This window comes from Thiocystis violacea (genome assembly GCF_016583565.1).
In the GTDB taxonomy this organism is placed as follows: domain Bacteria; phylum Pseudomonadota; class Gammaproteobacteria; order Chromatiales; family Chromatiaceae; genus Thiorhodococcus; species Thiorhodococcus violaceus_A.
In genome coordinates this window covers 1-16,272 of sequence record NZ_NRRF01000014.1, presented here as the reverse complement: position 1 = coordinate 16,272, position 16,272 = coordinate 1, and the positions used below count along the sequence as shown (strand labels likewise).

15 protein-coding genes are annotated in these 16,272 nt (G+C 65.5%); 11 read left to right on the top strand and 4 right to left on the bottom strand.

From position 1 onward, the window contains the following. Positions 1-49 precede the first annotated feature (49 nt). Both CKO23_RS08340 and CKO23_RS08335 read left to right on the top strand, forming a co-directional pair. On the top strand, positions 50-2,236 hold the full coding sequence (locus tag CKO23_RS08340) for a multiheme c-type cytochrome (protein ID WP_200329961.1): 2,187 nt from the start codon (positions 50-52) through the stop codon (positions 2,234-2,236). 196 nt (positions 2,237-2,432) lie between these two features. Continuing rightward, the gene (locus CKO23_RS08335) at positions 2,433-2,921 is read left to right on the top strand and encodes a thioredoxin family protein (RefSeq protein ID WP_200329959.1); all 489 of its coding nucleotides are present in this window, start codon (positions 2,433-2,435) and stop codon (positions 2,919-2,921) included. Between the two features lie 1,064 nt (positions 2,922-3,985). Here the strand turns inward: CKO23_RS08335 and CKO23_RS08330 are convergent. Next, positions 3,986-4,228: a HypC/HybG/HupF family hydrogenase formation chaperone gene (locus CKO23_RS08330; RefSeq protein ID WP_200329957.1), complete on the bottom strand. Its 243-nt coding sequence runs from the start codon at positions 4,226-4,228 to the stop codon at positions 3,986-3,988. A 225-nt stretch (positions 4,229-4,453) separates the two neighbouring features. Between CKO23_RS08330 and CKO23_RS08325 the strand changes: the two genes are divergently transcribed. From CKO23_RS08325 to CKO23_RS08300, 6 genes are all read left to right on the top strand, one after another. Further along, on the top strand, positions 4,454-4,972 hold the full coding sequence (locus CKO23_RS08325) for a HyaD/HybD family hydrogenase maturation endopeptidase (RefSeq protein WP_200329955.1): 519 nt from the start codon (positions 4,454-4,456) through the stop codon (positions 4,970-4,972). A gap of 419 nt (positions 4,973-5,391) precedes the next feature. Then, positions 5,392-5,841: a hydrogenase expression/formation protein gene (locus CKO23_RS08320; RefSeq protein WP_200329953.1), complete on the top strand. Its 450-nt coding sequence runs from the start codon at positions 5,392-5,394 to the stop codon at positions 5,839-5,841. 18 nt (positions 5,842-5,859) lie between these two features. Then, positions 5,860-6,966, top strand: a complete 1,107-nt coding sequence (locus CKO23_RS08315) for a hydrogenase small subunit (protein WP_200329951.1) — start codon at positions 5,860-5,862, stop codon at positions 6,964-6,966. Further along, on the top strand, positions 6,963-7,625 hold the full coding sequence (locus CKO23_RS08310; protein WP_200329949.1) for a hypothetical protein: 663 nt from the start codon (positions 6,963-6,965) through the stop codon (positions 7,623-7,625). The genes CKO23_RS08315 and CKO23_RS08310 overlap by 4 nt, the downstream gene beginning before the upstream one ends. After that, complete coding sequence (locus CKO23_RS08305) at positions 7,622-8,911, top strand: (Fe-S)-binding protein (protein WP_200329947.1); 1,290 nt, start codon at positions 7,622-7,624, stop codon at positions 8,909-8,911. The genes CKO23_RS08310 and CKO23_RS08305 overlap by 4 nt, the downstream gene beginning before the upstream one ends. Positions 8,912-8,976: 65 nt before the next feature. Next, a complete protein-coding gene (locus CKO23_RS08300; RefSeq protein ID WP_200329946.1) occupies positions 8,977-10,707 on the top strand; it encodes a nickel-dependent hydrogenase large subunit in 1,731 nt (576 codons plus the stop codon). Between the two features lie 119 nt (positions 10,708-10,826). Here CKO23_RS08300 and pgl read toward each other — a convergent pair whose 3' ends face one another. Beyond that, positions 10,827-11,525 carry a 6-phosphogluconolactonase gene (pgl, locus tag CKO23_RS08295; RefSeq protein WP_200329944.1) on the bottom strand — a complete coding sequence of 233 codons (699 nt, stop codon included), beginning with the start codon at positions 11,523-11,525 and terminating at the stop codon, positions 10,827-10,829. A gap of 193 nt (positions 11,526-11,718) precedes the next feature. On the opposite strand from pgl, the gene CKO23_RS08290 reads away from it, so the two are divergent. The 3 genes from CKO23_RS08290 (at position 11,719) to CKO23_RS08280 (ending at position 14,742) form a co-directional block, all read left to right on the top strand. Next, the gene (locus CKO23_RS08290) at positions 11,719-12,711 is read left to right on the top strand and encodes a response regulator (RefSeq protein ID WP_200329942.1); all 993 of its coding nucleotides are present in this window, start codon (positions 11,719-11,721) and stop codon (positions 12,709-12,711) included. A gap of 491 nt (positions 12,712-13,202) precedes the next feature. Next, positions 13,203-13,565: a TusE/DsrC/DsvC family sulfur relay protein gene (locus CKO23_RS08285; RefSeq protein ID WP_200329940.1), complete on the top strand. Its 363-nt coding sequence runs from the start codon at positions 13,203-13,205 to the stop codon at positions 13,563-13,565. 193 nt (positions 13,566-13,758) lie between these two features. Next, complete coding sequence (locus CKO23_RS08280) at positions 13,759-14,742, top strand: serine hydrolase (protein WP_200329938.1); 984 nt, start codon at positions 13,759-13,761, stop codon at positions 14,740-14,742. A gap of 294 nt (positions 14,743-15,036) precedes the next feature. Here the strand turns inward: CKO23_RS08280 and CKO23_RS08275 are convergent, their stop codons facing one another. Continuing rightward, positions 15,037-15,291 (bottom strand): hypothetical protein, encoded by a 255-nt coding sequence (locus CKO23_RS08275; RefSeq protein WP_200329936.1) that lies wholly within the window; start codon positions 15,289-15,291, stop codon positions 15,037-15,039. 118 nt (positions 15,292-15,409) lie between these two features. Further along, positions 15,410-15,832 (bottom strand): BLUF domain-containing protein, encoded by a 423-nt coding sequence (locus CKO23_RS08270; protein ID WP_200329934.1) that lies wholly within the window; start codon positions 15,830-15,832, stop codon positions 15,410-15,412. Positions 15,833-16,272: the final 440 nt, after the last annotated feature.

The following is a 16,272-nucleotide window of genomic DNA, read 5'->3' as shown; positions in this document are numbered from 1 at the left end:
CCGAGGCTTTAGACGACTGTCTTCGTCGGAATCTTCAAGAGTGACGACCATGAACCCGCTCCAAAATCTGCTCTCCACGCCGACCAAACGCCGGGTCTTGATCGCGGCGCTCGCGCTGCTGACGCTGACGCTCGCGTACAAGCTCGTCTATCCGCCGGTGTTCGATGCCTATGTCGGTAAGACCAACGCCCAGCTCACCTACGAGAGCAGCAAGCCGCTCACCAACGCCGAGTTCGAGGGGCTCGCGCAGGACCTGACCAAGGAGGCGCGCTATCGCACGGCCGCGGCCATTGTGGAAAGCGATCAAGACGCCTTTGCGCGCCAGGTCAAGATCGAGATGCTGATGGGCACGGACTCCGTGGTGCGCGACGCCGAGCCCCCGCACATCAAGTATTTCCGTGATGCCGGGATCCGCCGCTACGAGGGGCCAAAGACCTGCCTGACCTGTCATGCCGCCATCAAGATCGATCACCCGGACGGCAGCGTCTCCACCGTCAACACGCTCGACGACATCGTCAATTCGGTGCATTTCAAATTCCAGAGCGAATCGGGCGGCTTCTCGACTTACGGCTATGACGGACGCCGCGTGAACAGCGGGCCGCACAAGATCCCGGTCGGCAAGATCGACCGCGCCTGCGGCATTCCAGGGAGTTTCACCTGGACCGGTTGGGCCGCGTTGATCGAGGCCAGCCCCGAGCACGCCGCCGCGGGCGTGACGCAGTTGCGCAGCGAGGGCTGCGGCCAATGCCACATCGGTGGCAACTACCAGCCGGCCACCGAGAAGATGATGCCGATCGGCGACGTGCCCGCGGAGGCCAAGGAAGGCATCGACTGCCTCATCTGCCACTCGACCAATTACGACATGAACCAACGCGTGGTCATCAAGGACGAGCACGGCCTGCGCTGGGACCAGGACCGCAGCCTGCGCGCCGCCCTGACCGTCGGCCCCATCCGCTCCGAGAACTGCCTGCGCTGCCATCAGCACAACATGGGCGGCGATGCCTATGCGCACAACGCGGCCGCCCAGGCGTCAGGTTACAAGCACCAGCGCATCCTCCATCGCGGCGCCAAGCGCGGCAATCCATTCAGTCCGCAGGACGACGCGCACGCCGCCGCCGGGCTGCAATGCACGGACTGTCACCGACCGCAGGGCCACAAGATCCCACGCGGACGCAAGGGCGTGGATCTGGTCGCGAACGACTTGCCGGGCCAGGAGGTCTCCTGCGAGAGCTGTCATTCACGCGCCCCGCACAACAACTCCGAGCACAAGGTGCTGCTGAACGGACACATCGAGCGCCTCGCCTGCGAGACCTGCCATATCGAGAAGCTTGAGTCCGACAACGTCGTGCTGCGCGACTGGGTGCATCCGACCTGGAACGCGGAAGAAGGCATCTGGGAGCCGACCGACGTCTACCGCTCCGGCGCACCCGGCAAAGGCTTCACCTTTCTCTGGTTCAACGGCAACGGGACCTTCCTCGCCAACGCCCTGGGCAACAACCCGAACGGCTCAGAGGTCTACAACCCGCTGATGCAGCAGGTCGCGCGGATCGACGATCCGGAGATCATCGCCGCCGTGCGCGCCAAGGCCGTCGAGCTGAAACAGCAGTATCCGGACATCGACGTCGAGACCTATGTTCGCACCGCCACGGATCCCCTCTCGCAGCTCCCGCCGGCGCTGCTCGCCAAGCGCGAGGCGATGATCCAGGAGAATCTGCGAGGCGCCATGAACCAGGGCGAGAGCCGCCTCTATCCCTTCAAGCTCTTCAACGCCATGATGTTTGAAGACATGTCGAATCAGGGGCCCTTCGGCGCCATGATCCTGCCGTTCGACTACAAGACCTACTACGAAACGGGCGACAGCAAGGCCGCCGTCGTCAAGGCCGTGCAAGACCCCATCGTCCAGCGCATGTACCAGGAGCCCTTCAAGCTCTACATGATGGACGAGTTCATGTCCTACTTCGGCATCACCTCCGGCTGGAAAACCATCTATCCCGTGGTCGACGGCAAGCTGGTCAACGTCGAGCCGCACTGGATGCGTCAGATGGGAACCCTGATGGTCAATCACGGCATCCAGGGCAAGGGCCGCGAGTGCAAGGACTGCCACTCTCCGAACGGCATCATGGACTTCGCCATGCTCGGCTACACGCCCGAGCGGGTGGCCGAGTTGCAGAACGTCGACGTGGTCGAGCATCTGGCTGCAGGAAACACGGATACCCCGGCCGTCAGTCAGAAGTGACCCCGTCTCACTGGCGCGTCGCACCTCCTCGGGGTGCGGCGACGCCGCCAGACACCGCCTAAAGTCGGGGTTCCAGCCTCTCCGCCAGGACGATTCGGCGGGCTGCATTGCCTTCGCGCGTCCACGCCTTGATCAAGCACGGTCGACTGTGGGAGAGTCGCCCGACCAAGGGCCACCTGAAGGACACGAAGGCGAGATGGCGCATTCGACAAGGCTGACTGTATCGTCCCTCCTCCTGAGCCTGACACTCTTCCCTTTCCCCCCCTGCTCGGCCGCGCAGGGTCAATCCGCATCCATTGAGCCGCCGATCGCGGCGCCAAGGGGCTTGCTCGCGGCGCGGGTCCGGCCCGGCATCCAGAGCGGCGCCGTCACAACGGTCACCGAAGCAGACTTCAATCCACTCGCACTCCAGAGTGAGCGCCCCGTCCTGGTCTTCTGCGTGGCCGATTGGTCTTCCCCCGCAAGAGACATGGAGCCTGTCATCACGGCGGTTGCCGGCGCCTATGCACAGAGGCTGCGCGTCTTGAGCCTCGACGTGGAGAAGAATCCCACCCTGCGGAACCGCTATGTGATCAGCGGGATTCCCGCCTACCTGCTCTTCGAGCGGGGAGAAATCGTGGCGACCAAGCTCGGAACCCTCTCGCGCGAGCAGCTCGAACACTGGCTCGACACGGCGCTCCACTAGCCGCACCCGCGACGCCGCCCGGACAGCCCCATCGGCCGCAACCTCTGATCGCCCGCGCCCGATAGGCATCTGCATGCTCGGACCGCGGATCCTCACCGAGGTCATACACTCGTGCTAGAGTCAGCATGCAGGTCGGTGACCTGCGCGACCCACGGATCGACAAGACACCCCGCCGTCTGTGCGGGGCCACCGCGCGGTGTCTGCGCCCGAGGAATTGAGGCCCGGGCACGGCTCACCCCGCATCAAAACCAGGAGGCCAGAATGAGAAAACCAGGGTTCCGGATGGCGGTCCTCGCTGTATCGGCGTTGTCCAGCCTCGGCGCATCCTCTGCGATCTGGGCTCAGCCCGGACAGGGCTATTCTCAGGGAGGACAGGGGTACAATCAGGGAGGACAACAGCAAGGACCCGGCCAGAATCAAGGCCAGCGACCGAGTCAAGGTCAAGGTCAAGGTCAAGGCGGCCCGGGAAGTCAGGGTCAAGGTCAGAGCCAAGGGCCAGGTCAAGGGCAGGGCCAAGGTCCCAGTCAAGGCCAAGGTCCCAGTCAGGGTCAGGGTTCCAGTCAGGGCCAGGGCCAGGGTCCGAGCCAGGGACAAGGCCCCAGTCAAGGCCAAGGCCAGAGACCAGGACAGAGCCAAGGTTCCGGCGGCAACCAAGGCTATGGACAAGGCTCGAATCAGGGACCAAGTCAGGGACGCGGCTCGAATCGCGGCGGCGGTTATGGCGGCCAACAAGGCCCAGGCTATGGCCGAGGCCCTGGCTATGGGCGCGGCTATGACAGCGGTCCGGGTTACGGACGGGGTCCAGGCGGCGGCCCTGGCTATGGCCCCAGAGACGGCTATGGACCTCCGCCACCGCGCGGAAGCTCACCCTACGATCAGGACCGCTACGGCCCACCCCCGCGCTATTGATCCGACCGGTCTCTAGCGCCTAGCGCTCGAGAGCCGACTGGTGCCTGTGGCGCCAGTCGGCGCGCTCTCACACCCACCAGCAAACCGCAGCAGATGCAGTCTTCGCGCCCTGACCAACCCAGTGCGATCGAGCAGACCAGCGCGATAGCCCCGCCTCAAGCCCGCCCGCCAGGCGCCTCCGCCGCCAGCATCTCGTCATAGATCTCCCAAGCCGCGGCGGCCTCTTCGGCCGTGACCTTGTTGATCGCATAGCCGAGGTGGACGACCACATAGTCGCCGACAGCGACCTCTTCATGCTGCAGCATGAAGAGACTCGCCTCGCGCTCCACGCCCTTCGCCTCGCACCTAGCGGTGAAGCCCTCGATCGACTTCACCTCCATCGGAATTCCGAAACACATGACCGCTCACTCCTCGATGACCCGCCGCGGGATTGCGCCAGCGCACTTAGCGGCAGAGGCTAGGCGGGGTTAGACTCGGACGCAAGGACGGCGATCAGGCTTTGCGCCCGCGCCCCGTCAGCCAGCAGTGGAGCTGACACGTCCGAAGATCACACGCGGCCTCGAGACATGAGCCGTTCCGAAACGAAACCAACCTGAGACACGCGCAACAGGGAGAGCCGCCTTATGCAGCCAAACACGCTGATTCTGGGCCTCGGCAACGTCCTGCTGACGGACGAGGCCGTCGGCGCCGAGGTGCTCAAGCACCTGGAGACCACAACCGACCTCGGCGCGGAGTGCACGCTGATGGACGGCGGCACACTGAGCTTTACCCTCGCCGGCCCCATTGGCGACTGCGAGCAGTTGATCGTGGTCGATGCCGCGGCCATGGGCGACCCGCCCGGCACCGTCCGCGTCTTCGAGGGAGAGGCGATGGACCGCCAACTGCGCTCCCACGCCAAGAGCGTGCACGAGGTCAGCCTGGCGGACCTCATGGACATGGTCCGCCTGACCGATCAGCTGCCCGCCGAGCGGGCACTCATCGGCATCGAGCCCCAGCTCGTCGACTGGGGCGAGCAACTCACGCCCGCCGTGGCCGCGGCTGTGCCGCGGGCGATCGCGGAGATCCAGTCGCTCATCGCGCGCTGGAGCGCCCGCCAGGTTCCAATCGGCGGGCGGCAAGATGTCGCCGCCGAACCGCGCTGACGGACTGGATGCGACAGGGTTCGGGCAGCACTCAAGACCCTGAGAAGCGGTCTGAAAAACTCCACCCTCTCGTGGCACCGCTCTGCGGTGCCACGTGCCCGTCTTGGCGCTCTGCGCCTTCGGACCTCGCTGTTCGTGCCGACGCGCGAGGGTTTTCAGACGCCTTCAGAGCCCGACCGCGACGCGGGGCGGAGCCATTGGAATGCCTTGCATCCAAGGCGCCCGTCGGGGCTCCCGATCGTTTTCCCGATCCGCGCGGCCCTGACATCCAGCCCCTCCAGCCAGATGCCACATCGATCCTCCTCTATGCTGTATGCAGCGCCACGAAAGCGGATTCCACCCGACAGCATCCTGTCCTGCATCAAGTCCCTTCACTGGAAAAACCCATAGAATTCGACAAGCACCACCGAGGCGAGCCTATGTCAGACCTGGATCGGATCATCCCCGAAACCCGCGCAGCCAAGAACTGCGCCCGTTCTCCGCGCGACTTCGGCAACGCCCTGCCGGTGCTCAACGAGATCCGCCACGCCCTCGAACGGCTCGTCGAGACCGGCGAGGAGACCCGCATCGACCTCTCGGGCATGCCCTTCGGCCCCGGCGATCTCGACCGGCTGACCGCGTGGCTCGGCAAGGGCGAGGTCACGGCAACCGTCGAGGCGCTCGGCCCGACGCAGATCCAGGAGACCGCCATCCCTGGCGTCTGGCTGGTCGACTACCGCAGCGGCGAGGGGCAGCGGCTCACGCTGCACCTGGAGATCGCCCCGGTTCCCGAGCTCCTGCGCCCGCAGCCGCGGGACCTCGCGGAAGCGCTCACCCTGCTCGATGCCCGCCTGGAAGAGGATCAGGGCACCCCGCCGGAATCGTCTTGACAGGCTGAAGGAGGGACCATGGCTACCCCAATCCCCGAGAAGACCCTTGGCGAGCGCCTGCGCGACCATGGCCTCTCACGCCGAGGCTTCCTCAAACTCTGCGCCGCGACCGCGTCCATGATGGCCCTGCCGGCCAGCATGGTGCCCCGGATCGCGGCGGCGCTCGAGCAAGCCCGGCGGCCATCGGTGATCTGGCTGTCGTTCCAGGAGTGCACGGGCTGCACCGAGTCGCTCACGCGCAGCCATGCGCCGACGCTCGAGGATCTCATCCTCAAGATGGTCTCGCTCGACTACCACCACACCCTGCAGGCCGCCGCCGGCGAGGCCGCCGAGGAGGCCCGCCTGCAGGCCATGGAGGCCAACGCCGGCGAGTATCTGGTCATCGTGGACGGCTCCATCCCGGGACCGGACGCCAACCCCGGCTTCTCCACGGTCGCCGGCCAGAGCAACTACGACATCCTCATGGAGACCGTCGAACACGCCGCCGCCGTGATCGCGGTCGGCACCTGCGCGGCCTTCGGCGGGCTGCCCCAAGCCAGGCCGAACCCGACCGGGGCCATGTCCGTCATGGATCTGGTGAAGGACAAGCCAGTCATCAACGTCTCCGGCTGCCCCCCCGTCCCCATGGTCATCACCGGCGTGCTGGCGCACTACCTCACCTTCGGCCGGCTGCCCGACCTGGACGCCTATGGCCGCCCCATGGCCTTCTTCGGCCAGTCGATCCACGACCGCTGCTACCGTCGCCCCTTCTATGACAAGGGACTCTTCGCGGAAAGCTTCGACGACCAGGGCGCCAAGGAGGGCTGGTGCCTCTATCGCCTCGGCTGCAAGGGACCGACCACCTACAACGCCTGCGCCACCATGAAGTGGAACGGCGGCACCAGTTGGCCGATCGAGTCCGGACACCCCTGCCTGGGCTGCTCGGAGCCGAGCTTCTGGGATGGCGGCGGCTTCTATGAGCCGGTCTCGGTGCCCCTCACCGCGAACGCAGGCACGCTGCTAACCGCTGGGGCCGTCGGCGCGGTGGTCGGCGGCGGCTCAGCCGCGTTGGCGAAGCATGGCGTCAAGAAGGCGGACGCCGAGCGCCAACCCGTCACCATCGACGAACTGGAGCAGACGCAATGAACAGCGCCATGGACTTCCTGCTCTGGACCAAGGGTCCCATGTTCGACATCGCGATGGTCATCTTCGCCGTCGGACTGCTCGCCCGCCTGGTCGAGATCTTCATGCTCGGGCGGGCGACCAACTACGCCGAGCCGCGCGCCACCGAGTGGCTGCCTGGCTTCCGCACCGTCCTGACGCGCTCGGTCCCGGATCCTGGCACCTTCCAGCGCGCACCCTTCAACGTGCTCGTCGGCTGGATCTGGCATATCGGCTTCCTGGTCGCGCTGCTGCTCTTCGTGCCCCATGTCGAGCTGGTCAAGGGCGTGCTGGGCATCTCCTGGCCGGCTCTCCCGAACCCGGTGGTCGACGTCTTCACCGCCGTGACCCTGTTCAGCCTGGTCGCGACCCTGGTTCACCGTCTGACCCATCCGGTGAAGCGGCACATCAGCACCGTCGAGGACTATCTCGTCTGGACGGTCGTCTTCCTCGTCGTGCTGACCGGCTACCTGGCCTATCACCGTCTGGTGAATCCCTACCCGCTCGCGCTCGGGATGCACATCCTCTGCGCGGAGATCTTCCTCATCATCCTGCCCTTCACCAAGCTGACGCACATTTTCACCACCTTCATCGCACGCTGGTACAACGGCGCCGCCTTCGGCCGCAAGGGGGTCCAGTCATGAGCGAGCTGACACTCGAACGCGGCCTGGCCGCCTTCCGCGCCGAGATCGATGCGCCGATAGCGGCCTTCTTCTCCAGCTGCGTCCACTGCGGGATCTGCGCGCAGTCCTGCCCCTTCTACCTGGAAACGGGGGACCCAAAATACACGCCGGTCCTCAAGCTCGAACCGCTGCGCCGGGTTTGGGAGGCGGAATTCACCCTCTGGGGACGGATCAAGCGGATCCTCGGACTGGAGCAGAAGGTCACGGACGCGATGCTGGCCGAGTGGGAGGAACTGCTCTACGACTCCTGCTCCATGTGCGGTCGCTGCTCCATGGTCTGCCCGGTCGGCAACGACCTGGCCTACATGATCCGCAAGACGCGCGAGGGCATGGTGCAGTCCGGGCATGCGCCGGAAGGGCTCATCAACGCCTCCATTCGCGCCATCACCACGGGCAGCCCCATGGGTCTGCAGTGGAAGACGCTCGCGGTCCAGATCAAGCACGTCGAAAGCAGCTCTGGCCTCGTGGTCCCAGTCGATAAGGTCGGCGCCGAGTACCTGGTGCTGCTCTCCTCGATGGAGGTCATCAACTTCCCCGAGTATCTCGAGGCCATCACCCGGATCTTCGATCACGCCGGCGTGACCTGGACACTCTCCACCCAATGCTTCGAGGCCACCAACGCCGGCATCCAGATCGGCAACAAGGACATCGCCGCCCAACTGGTCGAGCGCGTCGTCGCCGCGGCCGAGGCGCTCCAGGTGCCCAAGGTCATCAGTCCCGAGTGCGGCCACGCCTTCACCGCCATCCGCTGGGAGGGGCCCAACCTCATCGGCCGGCGCTATCCCTTCCGCGTCTTCCACATCGTCGAGGTGCTGGAAGAGCTGCGCGCCAGCGGGCGTCTCAAGACCGAGGGCAAGGAGACGGACCGCCTCTCCATGCACGACCCCTGCAACCTCGCGCGCAAGAGCGGCGTCATCCAGCCGCAGCGCAATCTCATGGACCTGGTCGCCGAGAATTTCGTCGACCTCGATGAGCACGGCAAATACCAGTGGTGCTGCGGCGCCGGCGGCGGGGTCAGCTCCAACGAGCGCGCCGAGCCCCTCAAGATGGCCGCCTTCAAGCGCAAGAAGGCGCAGATCGAGAAGGTCGAGCCCGAGCGCATGGTCACCATGTGCGCCACCTGCAGAACCCAGCTCGAAGAGGGCCTGGAGACCTTCAACATGGACATCCCCGTGGTCGGCTTGACCGAGATGATCGCGGATCATCTGGTCGAGAAGACACCCGCCAAGGACGACACCAGGGCCTGAGGCAAGGGCCTTCACCGCACTAGAGCGGGGCCGGTGCGCCAGCCTCGCGCAGGAGATCCGCCACCATGAGCGAACGCCTCGTCGTCGACCCCATCACCCGTATCGAAGGGCATCTGCGCATCGAGGCGCGGATGGCCGCGGACCGCATCGCCCAAGCCTACAGCTCGGGCACCTCGGTGCGCGGCATCGAGACGATCCTCAAGGGTCGCGACCCGCGCGACGCCTGGGCCTTCGCCCAGCGCATCTGCGGCGTCTGCACCCTGGTGCACGGCATTGCCTCGGTGCGCGCGGTGGAGGACGCCCTGCGGATCGAGCTGCCGACCAATGCCCAGCTGATCCGCAACCTCATGATCGGCGCCCAGTATGTGCACGACCACATCATGCACTTCTATCACTTGCATGCCCTGGACTGGGTCGACGTGGTCAGCGCACTGAGCGCGGATCCCAAGGCGACCTCCGAGCTGGCGCAATCCATCAGCGGCTGGCCCAAGTCCTCCCCCGGCTATTTCGCCGACACCCAGAAGCGCATCAAGACCTTCGTCGAATCCGGCCAGCTCGGCATCTTTGCCAACGGCTATTGGGGGCATCCGGCCTACAAGCTGCCGCCCGAGGCCAATCTCATGGCGGTCGCACACTATCTGGAGGCGCTCGCCTGGCAGCGCGACGCCGCGCGCCTGCACGCCATCTTCGGCGGCAAGAACCCCCATCCCAACTTCGTGGTCGGCGGGGTCCCCTGCGCCATCGATCTGGATTCCGACTCCGCCATCAACGCCGCGAAGCTGGCGCAAGTCCAGGGCATCATTGAGTCCATGCTGACCTTCGTGGACCAGGTCTATGTCCCGGACACGCTCGCCATCGCCGGCTTCTACAAGGACTGGGGCACGCGCGGCGAGGGGCTGGGAAACTTCCTCTGCTACGGCGATCTGCCCGCGGGCGGGCTCATGGATCCGTCCGGCTTCCTCTTCCCCCGCGGGGTCATCCTCAACCGAGATCTCTCGACCCTGCACCCGGTGGATCTGCATGATCAGAGCCAGATCCAGGAGTTCATCGCGCACTCCTGGTACGACTACGACAGCGGCAACGACCAGGGTCTGCACCCCTACGACGGCGAAACCAACCTGGAGTACGACGGCCGCGGCGGCGTCAAGCCACCCTACAGGCAGCTCGACATCGACCAGGGCTACTCCTGGATGAAGGCACCGCGCTGGAACGGCAAGGCGGTCGAGGTCGGCCCCTTGGCCCGCGTGCTGATGCTCTATGCCAGCGGCCACGCCCAGACCACGGAGCTGGTCGAGATGACGCTCGGCAAACTCGACCTGCCGGTCGAGGCACTCTTCTCCACCTTGGGACGCACCGCTGCCCGGACCTTGGAGACCAAGATCCTGGTCGATGCCATGCAAGGCTGGTACGACGCCCTGGTCGCCAACATCAAGTCAGGCGACACCAGCACCTTCAACCCAAGGCTCTGGGAGCCCTCGAGCTGGCCGCGCCAGGCGCGCGGGGCCGGCTTCATGGAAGCCCCGCGCGGAGCCTTGGGGCATTGGATCGTGATCCAGGACGGGCGCATCGCCAACTACCAGGCCGTGGTCCCCTCCACCTGGAATGCAGGACCACGCGACACGCACGAGCAGCCGGGCGCCTACGAGGCCGCGCTGCAGGACAATCACCAGCTCGCGGACATCAAGCAGCCGATCGAGATCCTGCGCACCATCCATTCGTTCGATCCCTGCATCGCCTGCGCCGTGCATCTCACGGACCCGGAATCCGGCGGGGAGCTTCAGATCAAGATCAGCTGAGGACCAGGGCGGGTCGCCACCCCGGAGCATGACACCCGTGGGAGCGCCGCCCCGGCGCGACCGACACCGCTCCGCCGCACCCGGTCGCGGCGGGGCGCCGCTCCCACGAGCGACTGAGGCTAGCTCGACGCCCGAACGCCAGCGGCATCGAGGTCCATCAGCACCTCGGCCCTTCCGGCCGTTGCGACCCTCGCGACGGGCAGATCCGCGCCCTGCCGCCAGCGTGCCAGGGCCACGCGCTTGCCGGCCCCAGTCACCACCACCAGCACCCGCGCGCTCGCCGCCAGCGCGCGCGGCGTGAGCGAGACACGGTCCGGGGGTGGCTTGGGCGCCTCGTGCACCGGCATGACCAACACCCCTTCCGGAATCTCATGACCGGGAAAGAGGCTGGCCGTGTGCCCGTCTTCGCCCATGCCGAGCAGCACCAGGTCGAAAGGCAAGCTGCGCCGGATGAGGGCCTCATAGTCCGCGGCGGCGGCCTCGGCGCCCAACTCCGCCGGAATCGGATGGAGATTCTTTGCGGGGATGGGGACGCGGCGAAGGAAGGCCAGCTGCGCCGCATGACTGTTGCGCTCGGGGTGATCGGCCGGCAAACAGCGCTCGTCACCGAAAAAGATGTGCCATCGGTCCCAGTCTGAAAACTGATCCGCGAGTAGAGTGTAGGCCGTCAGGGGAGTTCGCCCGCCTGCCAAGACCAAGTGAAAGCGCCCGCGGGCCGCGATCGCCTCACCGGCTGACGCGAGCACGCGTTGGGCCGTGACGCTGGCAACCTGCTCCGCGGACTCATATAGATGGAAGGTGATCTCTGTATCGGCCATGGCACAATTCCTCTGGAATTTTGACGCGCTTGGCACCCGCCATTGCGCCGCTCTCTAGGGCGATCGCTCCACGCAGCGAGCCTTGTGCGAAGCGGCTCTTGGGATATTGCGCCCGCCCACCATCGCTGCAACGACGTCCGGCGGATCGCCTCACGTCAGTCGTTCAACACAATCATTGGAAGTGATGCGCCCGATGAAGATACTCCTGGTCGACGATTCCAAGTCTGCGCGCTATGCGCTGAGGCTCCAGCTCCAACGTCACGGCGTGGAGGTCGATACGGCGGAATCCGCGGAAGCGGCCTTTGCCAAGCTGAAAGGCGCCCTGCCAGACGCCATCCTGATGGACCACATGATGCCCGGCCTCAACGGCTTCGAGGCGTTCGAGGTCATCCGGGAAGATCCGCGCACCAGTGCGATTCCGGTGATCATGTGCACCTCGCACGAAGAGCCCGAATTCGTCGCCCAGGCGAAGAAGAAGGGTGTCTTCGGCATCCTTCCCAAGTCGGCGGCCCCCGAAATGCTGCCGGAGATGCTGGAGAAGCTGCAGGGCGCGCTCGGCATGGGTGCCGGCAAGGCCGCGGCAACCGTGGCCGCCACCGGCCACGCCGAGGCATCGGCCGGCCTCTCCGAAGACGCCATCGTCAAGATCCTGGACGCGCGCCTGGAGGCTCGACTCTCCAAGGTGCTGCCCGCACTGGTGGAGGAGTTGCGTCACGACCTGAGCAAGACCATCCTCGGCGAGGTGAACCGTCTGCTCGAAGAGCATTTCGCCGCGGAGCAAGCCGCCAAGCGCAACGCCGCGCCCCATCCGACCATGGCGGACCTCCAGGCCATCTCGACCCGTCTGGCCACCGAGACGGTCCCGGATCTGATCAAGCGCAGCCTCGTGGCCGAGCGCACACAGATCATGGAATCCTTCGACAAACACCTGCGTGAGGCGCTGCCCAAGGCGGGAGCCGGTCAGGATGGCGGCGAGGAGATGGCACTCAAGGCGATCGCGATGGCGAGACGCGAATCCCAGGAGACCATGGATGCCGCGCTCTTGGCCTCTCAGCAAGCCGTCCAGGCGGTCGAGCAGTCACTGAACAAGACCAAGGGCGTCATGTATGGACTCGTCGTCCTGGCCGCCCTACTCGGCATGGGCGCAGCCGGCGCGGTCTTCTACCTCCTCGGCGGCAGCACCTGATCCGACAGGTCGAACCCAGTCACCCGCGCGGCCTCAACCGCGCCAGCCAATCCATCGCCAAGGCCTGGATCATCGTGTCGGCGGGTAGAGCGGATGCCCGAGAGGGCGATCCGCCTCTGCAACGCTGGCGACCGGCCTAAACGCCGCACGCTGGAACCGCTTCGCGTTTCAGCCTTGCGCAGGAATCGCGACCGCGCGGCCGAAAGGACGCTCGCGGCCTTGGCCACACCCCTCCCAGACCCCCTCTATCTCGCACCCTAGCCGGCCACCGGCGGCTGACCGACCCATGACGCAGTCACTCGGCCGCCGCGCAGATGCGTGCTCCCCAGCCAAGATCCGCCCTTGACGCGCCCTCTGACAGAATCGACACTGCCTCAGCCCCGGTGATCACGCAATGCGTGTGCAAGGCACTCGCAGCAAGGCAGCGGATCACCCACGGGCGATGCTCATCGATCAATGCTCATCGATCAAACAATCATCAGGAGGACGACATGGCGACCAAGACCATGACAGACATCATGAATCCAGGCGCGACGGTGCATGATCCCGACTTTCCACACGCCCCCGAGGACTGGAGCCACACCCAGGCGGAGCAGATCGCCCAAGCGGACGGTGTCGCACTCACGGACGACCACTGGAAGGCCATCAAAGCCCTGCAAGACTATTTCAGTCGCAACGAGCAGACCCATGTTCGCGAGCTGCACGACGCCCTGGACGAGGTCTTTCACGGTCAAGGCGGCATCAAGTATCTCTACGGCCTCTTTCCTGGCGGCCCAGTCGCCCAAGGCTGCCGCCTCGCTGGCTTGAAACCGCCGGCGAGTGCTGTCGACAACTCCTTCGGCAGCGTTCAATAGCGCGCTTGATCGAGCCAGAAACAGCTGTCAACCACCAGGAACCAGCACAGCGCCTTGGATCGACAGTCGCCTTCTGGTGATGCACCGCTCACCCGCTGGGTGAGCGGCTGTTTGCCTCCAGCGGCGAACAGGACCGCCGACCTGTTGTTTCCCGGAAATCCCCTCAAGGCACGACCGTGGAATTGGAGAAACGATGCTGGGTATTGATGCAATCGGACAGAACGAAGCGCCGTATGGATTGAGCACGCCGGACAATGAAGAGACGATCATCCGCCCCGCCGGGCCGCTGCTCGACCCACCCGCCCTTGAACACGATGAAGACGGCTTCTTCCTCAGCCGCCGCCAGTTCCTGGAGGCGCTTGCGGCGACCTCCGCCGGGCTGATGGCCGGGGCACCGAGCTATGCGACGGCAGCGTCTTCCGAGACCTCGCTAGGCCGCAAGGTCAACGACCTCGTCAAGCGCCTGCGCCGCCAGGGACTCATCCTCCCAAGTGAGAAGACATCCTGGTCCGTCTTCGACTTCACCACCGGCACCAAGCTGGTCTCGATCAACGAAGCCGTGCCCCGCCAGGCCGCCAAGTCGCGCAAGGTGCGCTACACCGGCGAGGTCAAGCGGATCATGGAGCGGATGATCCAGAAGAGCAGCAATCCCTCGACCAATCGGCTGATCGACCTGGTCAGCCGCAATCGCTCAGGTCGCGGCGCGCGCGACGTCGAGGCCGTACTCAAGCAGCATGCCCCCGGTGTCTTCGAGCAGACACGTATCGTCGAGAAGATCCCGCGCGGCGGCAGCACCTACGCCAACAAGGCCTCGGCGCACGACTACAGCCGTTTCCTCTACGCGCTCAAGAATGGAACGCTGCCCTACAGCAGCGAGCTGCGCCGGATCATGCGGCTGCCGAATCACGACCGGATCGTGCACGGCGTCTCCAGCGTGCCGGACTCCGTCCGCGTCTGCGACAAGACAGGCTCGACGGCGAGGCTGTGCGGGAACATGGGCATCATCGAGGCGCGCGACTGGCGTGGCCGCTCTCACGCCTACACCATGATCGGCATCATCGAGCGCCGCAGCAGCGCCCGCAACTACGGACGCTGGATCACCAAGCGCAGCAATGCCATCCGCAAGGTGTCCAATCTCGTCTATCTGGAGATGAAGGACCGACACGGCCTGGTCTGACTGGCGCTGAAGCGCCAAGAACTCGAACCGCACCCCCCGCTCGATCAGTCGCCGTCGCGCGCTCCCACGGCGGCTGGCCGCGATGACGAGATTGGTAGGATGGGCAAAGTCCGCGCTCGGAGCTTGAATGCAACCTCAGCGTCGGACGGACGTGCCCATCTTGCTGGGCTCGGAGCGAGGATGATGGGCACGCCCCTCGACCCTCGGCACTCGGCACTCGGCACTCGGCACTCGGCACTCGGCACTCGACCCTCGGCACTCTGAAAGAAGCACATCGCCAGGGCTTTGCCCATCCTACGGGATCGGAGCCGCGGGTATTGTGTTTCCCGGAAATCGCCTGAGGTCGAGCACCCAGAGGGCGAAGTTCGTCCGCTGCACCTGGACGACGCCGTCCAGACTCACCCCCTGCGCGGTCAGATAGGTCACGGCCATGGTCGCCAGCAGTACGGCGCCGACGGCAATGAACACACCCTGCAGCGAGGCCCGGCTCGCGCGTCCGCGCAACACCTGAAGGCTGATGCGCGCATGGCTGACATCCGCTCGATCCATGACAGGCGCCGCACGCATCAGCCGCGCCCGGAGATGTCCGAGCCGATACGCATCCAGGGGACGGATGACGATGCTGGAAAGACCTGCGCACGGACAGGGCGGTATCGGATTCGCGGATTCATGTCGAGCTGACGTTCAGCTGGACCAGGAAGCGCTTCAACAGCGCAACCAGCTCTGTCGCTTCAGTGCGCCCCTCCCAAGCGGCGATCAGCTCCTTTCGCCGGACCTCCATCATCTCCGGAGGATTCGAGAGATAACCCATGGACCAGCCCCCGAAGAGCCGTTGCTTGATCGGGGCCACACCGATGAGATAGCAGTCGTAGTGACGCCGGTCCTCCAGGATCTTGCCATAGAGCCTGAAGAGGTCTTCCTGCTCGCCTTCCAGCACCTGAATGAAGTGCCCTCCCCCACCACAGAGGATCCCAGTCACATTGAGCGCCTTGTTCTTCGTGCGCGAGTGCTCGAGGATCTGCTTGAGCTCCTCTTCGCCGACGCCGCCGCTCACACGGCTCAGGTACAGCATGCGTGTCAGGTTTCTCATCCCGCTCTACGGCTTCCTCCCATGCGCCACCGACGGCCCAGCACGGCCTGTCGCGAAAAAGGTTCCTGAGATCTTAGAGGAGCGAAGAAGGGAAAACTGGCGACTTCCGCACAGCTTTAGGCGACTGCAGTCCAGGAGCGGATGCGCTGGGACGGCTGTGCCAGATGCGCATCGCGGACTCAGCCGGCGGGCAACCGCCTGTCGTCCTCGAATCATATCGAGCGCTTCAATTGCACGGTTCGGCGGCGTCGATCATCCTTCGGTTGCGCCAGGCAAAGCCTGGAAGGAGAGGAAGATAGCGAACGGATAAGCGAATCGGAAACTCCTTGTTGCGGCCCACCGGGTGAAAGTCCCGAGCCGGTAAGGATTGGCCATCCACCGGAACCGAGTGTGGCGTGGTGCGGGAGTGATCCCGCCTGCGAAGCGAACACAGGGGGCGT

Excerpts from the sequence above, each read along its gene's own strand:
- CKO23_RS08285 (WP_200329940.1), top strand. The coding sequence starts at position 13,203 with ATGGCGACCAAGACCATGACAGACATCATGAATCCAGGCGCGACGGTG.
- CKO23_RS08315 (WP_200329951.1), top strand. The coding sequence starts at position 5,860 with ATGGCTACCCCAATCCCCGAGAAGACCCTTGGCGAGCGCCTGCGCGAC.
- CKO23_RS08335 (WP_200329959.1), top strand. The coding sequence starts at position 2,433 with ATGGCGCATTCGACAAGGCTGACTGTATCGTCCCTCCTCCTGAGCCTG.
- CKO23_RS08300 (WP_200329946.1), top strand. The coding sequence starts at position 8,977 with ATGAGCGAACGCCTCGTCGTCGACCCCATCACCCGTATCGAAGGGCAT.
- pgl (WP_200329944.1), bottom strand. The coding sequence starts at position 11,525 with ATGGCCGATACAGAGATCACCTTCCATCTATATGAGTCCGCGGAGCAG.
- CKO23_RS08280 (WP_200329938.1), top strand. The coding sequence starts at position 13,759 with ATGCTGGGTATTGATGCAATCGGACAGAACGAAGCGCCGTATGGATTG.
- CKO23_RS08290 (WP_200329942.1), top strand. The coding sequence starts at position 11,719 with ATGAAGATACTCCTGGTCGACGATTCCAAGTCTGCGCGCTATGCGCTG.
- CKO23_RS08320 (WP_200329953.1), top strand. The coding sequence starts at position 5,392 with ATGTCAGACCTGGATCGGATCATCCCCGAAACCCGCGCAGCCAAGAAC.
- CKO23_RS08330 (WP_200329957.1), bottom strand. The coding sequence starts at position 4,228 with ATGTGTTTCGGAATTCCGATGGAGGTGAAGTCGATCGAGGGCTTCACC.
- CKO23_RS08275 (WP_200329936.1), bottom strand. The coding sequence starts at position 15,291 with ATGGATCGAGCGGATGTCAGCCATGCGCGCATCAGCCTTCAGGTGTTG.
- CKO23_RS08340 (WP_200329961.1), top strand. The coding sequence starts at position 50 with ATGAACCCGCTCCAAAATCTGCTCTCCACGCCGACCAAACGCCGGGTC.
- CKO23_RS08325 (WP_200329955.1), top strand. The coding sequence starts at position 4,454 with ATGCAGCCAAACACGCTGATTCTGGGCCTCGGCAACGTCCTGCTGACG.
- CKO23_RS08310 (WP_200329949.1), top strand. The coding sequence starts at position 6,963 with ATGAACAGCGCCATGGACTTCCTGCTCTGGACCAAGGGTCCCATGTTC.
- CKO23_RS08270 (WP_200329934.1), bottom strand. The coding sequence starts at position 15,832 with ATGAGAAACCTGACACGCATGCTGTACCTGAGCCGTGTGAGCGGCGGC.
- CKO23_RS08305 (WP_200329947.1), top strand. The coding sequence starts at position 7,622 with ATGAGCGAGCTGACACTCGAACGCGGCCTGGCCGCCTTCCGCGCCGAG.